The organism is Streptomyces sp. NPDC056600 (assembly GCF_042792855.1).
Taxonomy (GTDB): Bacteria; Actinomycetota; Actinomycetes; order Streptomycetales; family Streptomycetaceae; genus Streptomyces.
In genome coordinates this window covers 1-4,191 of record NZ_JBHTVQ010000065.1, presented here as the reverse complement: position 1 = coordinate 4,191, position 4,191 = coordinate 1, and the positions used below count along the sequence as shown (strand labels likewise).

4 protein-coding genes are annotated in these 4,191 nt (G+C 75.0%); all 4 read left to right on the top strand.

What is annotated here, in order from left to right:
• The first annotated feature begins 150 nt into the window (after window positions 1-150).
• Window positions 151-918, top strand: coding sequence for a TipAS antibiotic-recognition domain-containing protein (locus ACFRAV_RS26075; protein WP_382558677.1), 768 nt, complete (start codon window positions 151-153; stop codon window positions 916-918).
• A 75-nt stretch (window positions 919-993) separates the two neighbouring features.
• The gene (locus tag ACFRAV_RS26070) at window positions 994-2,022 is read left to right on the top strand and encodes an ATP-dependent DNA ligase (RefSeq protein WP_382558676.1); all 1,029 of its coding nucleotides are present in this window, start codon (window positions 994-996) and stop codon (window positions 2,020-2,022) included.
• A gap of 74 nt (window positions 2,023-2,096) precedes the next feature.
• Entirely contained in the window at window positions 2,097-3,032 is a 936-nt protein-coding gene (gene hemC, locus ACFRAV_RS26065) for a hydroxymethylbilane synthase (protein ID WP_351117360.1), read from the top strand.
• A gap of 278 nt (window positions 3,033-3,310) precedes the next feature.
• Window positions 3,311-4,135: a SigB/SigF/SigG family RNA polymerase sigma factor gene (locus ACFRAV_RS26060; protein ID WP_382558675.1), complete on the top strand. Its 825-nt coding sequence runs from the start codon at window positions 3,311-3,313 to the stop codon at window positions 4,133-4,135.
• Window positions 4,136-4,191 lie beyond the last annotated feature (56 nt).

Here is a 4,191-nt window from a genome sequence, read left to right as displayed (position 1 = left end):
CCGGGCCCCCCCCCCCCGGGGGGGGTCCCCCCACCGCCCCGCGGGAAACGGGGGGTGGCCGGGGCCGCAGCTTCCGCCCCTTGCGTGGTGCCGGGCGCCGCCACCCGCGGCCACGGACGTGACGCGCGAACGAAGGGCGATGCCTCGGTCATGGACGAGGAGTGGTCGATCACCCGGCTGGCGAAGGCCTCCGGAGTGACGGTGAGGACCCTGCGGCACTACGACGCCGTGGGCCTGCTGCCCGCGGACCGGCTCGGCGCCGGCGGCGTCCGGCACTACACCGCCGCCTCCGCCCTGCGGCTGCAGCGCATCCTGCTGCTCCGCGGCCTCGGCCTGGGCCTGTCGGAGATCGCCGCGGTCGTCGACGAGGAGAAGGACGCCGTCGAGGCGCTGCGCACCCACCTGGACGGACTGCTCGCCGAGCGCCGGCGGGTGGAGCGGCTGGTGGAGACGGTGACCGCGACCATCGCGCACCTGGAAGGGGAGAGGGACATGGCACTGGAAGAGCTGTTCGACGGGATCGACCCGGCACGTCAGGCGGCCTACGAGGCCGAGCTGGTGGACCGGTACGGGGACGAGGCCCGGCAGCAGATCGCGGAGAGCCGGCGCCGCACGGCCGGCTGGGACCGCGCACGGGCCGACGAGGCCGTCGCCGAGTACGAGGCCGTGGAGGACGCGGCGGTGGAGCTGATCGAGGCGGGGGCCGCCCCGGACGACCCGCGGGCCGTGGAGCTCATGGACCGGCAGTACCGGGCGGTGTGCGCCTTCTGGACGCCGAACCGCGCCTCGTTCACCGGCCTGGGCCGGATGTACGCGGACTCGCCGGAGTTCCGTGCCCGCTACGACGCCAAGCACCCCCGTATGGCGGAGTTCCTGGCCACGGCCATGGCCGCCTACGCGGAGCAGCGGCTGGACTGAGCGCGGCCTGGGCCGGTCGGGGGAAGCGGGCCGCGCCGCCGCTTGACCGGCGGGCCGGTGGTGGAGAACTGTGCCGTGACGCTGCCACGGATCTCCCCCATGCTCGCGACCCCCGGCCGGCTGCCGCCCCCGGCGCAGGACGACCGGTGGGCCTACGAGACCAAGCAGGACGGCCAGCGCGCCGTGGTCTACGCGGAGGCGGACGGAACGCTCACCCTGCGGGCCCGCTCCGGCGAGGACATCACGGCCGCCTACCCGGAACTGGCTCCGCTGGGGCGGGCCATGGGCGGCGCCGCGGCGGTCCTGGACGGGGAGATCTTGGTCCTCGACGACCGGGGCCGCGCCGACTTCCAGCTGCTCCAGTCCCGGATGGGCCTCGCCGGCTCCCCCGCCCTGGCGGCCCGCCGCGCCACGGCCGCCCCCGCGCACCTGGTGCTCTTCGACGCGATGCACCTGGACGGCCGCTCCCTGCTCCGGCTGCCGTACGCGCGCCGCCGCCGGGAGCTGGAAGGGCTCGGCCTGGCGGGCCCTTTCTGGTCCACGCCCGCCGCGGTCGTCGGCCACGGCGAGCAGGCCCTCGCGCTCACCCGTGAGCACGGCCTGGAAGGACTGGTCTGCAAGCGACTCGACTCGGTGTACGAGCCGGGGGTGCGCTCACGCGCGTGGATCAAGATCCGGCACATGACCGGCGTCGACGTGCTGGTGGGCGGCTGGACGCCCGGGCGCGGGCGGCTCACCGGGCTGCCGGGAGCGGTGCTGATGGGCCAGCGCGACCCCGAGGGACTGCTGCGGTACGTGGGCAGCGTCGGCACCGGCTGGAGCGAGGCGGAGCGCACGGACCTGGCCCGGCTGCTGGCCGCCGCGGCGACCGACGTCTGCCCGTTCACCCCCGCCCCGAAGGCGGCCGGGGCGCGCTGGGTGGTGCCGCGGCTGGTGGGCGAGGTCCGCTACAGCACCCGGACCCGGGCGGGCCTGCTGCGCCAGCCGTCCTGGCTGCGCCTGCGGCCGGACCTTGCTCCTGAGGAGTCCGCGGCACACCTCCCGCCCGGCGCGGCCGCCGCTTCGGGCGCGGACGCCGGCGACGACGTCGACGAGGGAGGCTAGGGTCCCGCTGGACTCGCGCGCCGCAGTCGCGACACAGGCTCCACGGGGCCCTTGTTGACGGCTATCGTGGCCGCATGTCGGCTCCCGAGATCGTCCGCATCGTCTCCCGCGACTCCCCGATGGCCCTCGCGCAGGTCGAGCGCGTACGCGCCGAACTCGCCCTGCACCACCCCTCGACGCGCACCGAGGTCGTGCCGGTCAAGACCACCGGCGACAAGTGGATGGGCGAGCTGTCGCAGGTGGAGGGCAAGGGCGCGTTCACCAAGGAGGTGGACGCCGCCCTGCTGGCCGGCGAGGCCGATCTCGCGGTGCACTGCGTCAAGGACATCCCCGCCGACCGGCCGCTGCCCGCCGGCACCGTCTTCGCCGCCTTCCTGCGGCGGGACGACGTCCGCGACGCGCTGATCCACCCCGGCGGGCTGACCCTCGACGAGCTCCCCCCGGGCACCCGGATCGGGACGTCCTCGGTGCGCCGGGTGGCCCAGCTCGCCGCCTCGCACCCGCATCTGACCTGCGTGCCGATGCGCGGCAACGCCAACCGGCGGCTGGAGAAGCTGGCGGCCGGCGAGGCGGACGCGCTGCTGCTGGCGCTGTCCGGGCTGGAGCGCATCGGCCGGACCGACACGGTGAGCGAGGTGCTCTCCACCGAGACGATGATGCCGCCGATCGGCGCGGGCATCCTCGCCCTCCAGTGCCGCGAGGAGGACACCGGCCTGATCGAGGCGGTCGGCGCCCTCGGCGACCCGGACACCCACCGGGAGGCGACCGCGGAGCGGATGTTCCTGCACGTCCTGCAGGGGCACTGCAACAGCCCGATCGCCGGTGTCGCCCGGGTCGACCGCACCGGCGAGCTGTCGCTGCGCGCCTGCGTCTTCACCCCCGACGGCAAGACGCGGCTGAACGCCCACGAGTGGGCCGGCCCGCTGGACCCGGCGACGCTGGGCACCTCGGTGGCGGTCACCCTGCTCCGCCAGGGCGCCCGGGAACTGATCGACTCCATCGAGCACTGAGGCGCCGGGGCCCGGGCCCGCCCCACGGCCCCCCGTCTCCTCGTCCCTCGTCCGTCACCCCCCACTCCGCCACCGGCGCCCACCGATGACACTTTCGGGCTGTTTGCCCGATTTGTTTGGCTTCCCCCGTTCGAGGGAATTCCTCCACCAGTGCTTCGGACAGGAGGCACGGCCGCGGGAGTGGGCCTGCACGCACGGCCCCCGGCGTCCCGGACCTGTCCGAGAGCGCCCTCTTCCGCGGCGACCGCCCTGCCGGCCCAGCCGAGGGAGGTGCCCGTATGCCGGCCACCAGCACCACCACCCGCACCCGGACCACCCGGTCCCGCGGCCATCCGCACGACGACGCCCCGGACACCGCGGCGGCCTTCGCCCGCCTGGCGTCCCTCCCGGAAGGGCCCGAACACCGGGCCCTGCGCGACGACCTGGTCCGCGCCTGGCTCCCCATGGCCGAGCGGATCGCCGTCAACTTCCGCGGCCGCGGTGAGGCCTTGGAAGACCTCTACCAGGTGGCGGCACTCGGCCTGGTCAAGGCCGTCGACCACTACGACCCCGCGCGCGGCTGCGCCTTCGAGTCGTACGCGGTGCCCACCGTCACCGGTGAGATCAAACGCCACTTCCGCGACCACCTGTGGACCCTGCACGTGCCCCGGCGGGTCCAGGACCTGCGCAACCGGGTCAGGCGGGCGGCCAAGGAGCTGTCCCAGACCACCCAGGGCCGCTCGCCCACGATCGCCGAGATCGCCGAGTACACCGGGCTCACCGAGGACGAGGTGCGCACCGGCATGGAGGCCTTGGAGTGCTTCCACGCCCTGTCCCTGGAGGCGGAGCTGCCCGGCACCGAGGGGTACGCGCTGGAGGACGCGCTGGGATCGGTCGAGACCGGTTACGACCTGGTGGTGGACCGGGTGGCGGTACGGCCTTGCCTGGAGGCCCTCTCCGAGCGGGACCGGGTCATCCTCTACCTGCGGTTCTTCCGCGGGATGACCCAGAGCCGGATCGCCCAGCAGCTCGGCATCTCGCAGATGCACGTGTCGCGGCTGCTCAGCGGCTGCTTCGACCGGCTGCGGGCGGAGCTGGACGTGGCCGGGGAGGAAGGCTGGTGAGGACCGCCGCGCCCGCTCCCGGAGCCGTCCGAGGGGCCGGGGCCGCGGCTCCGGCC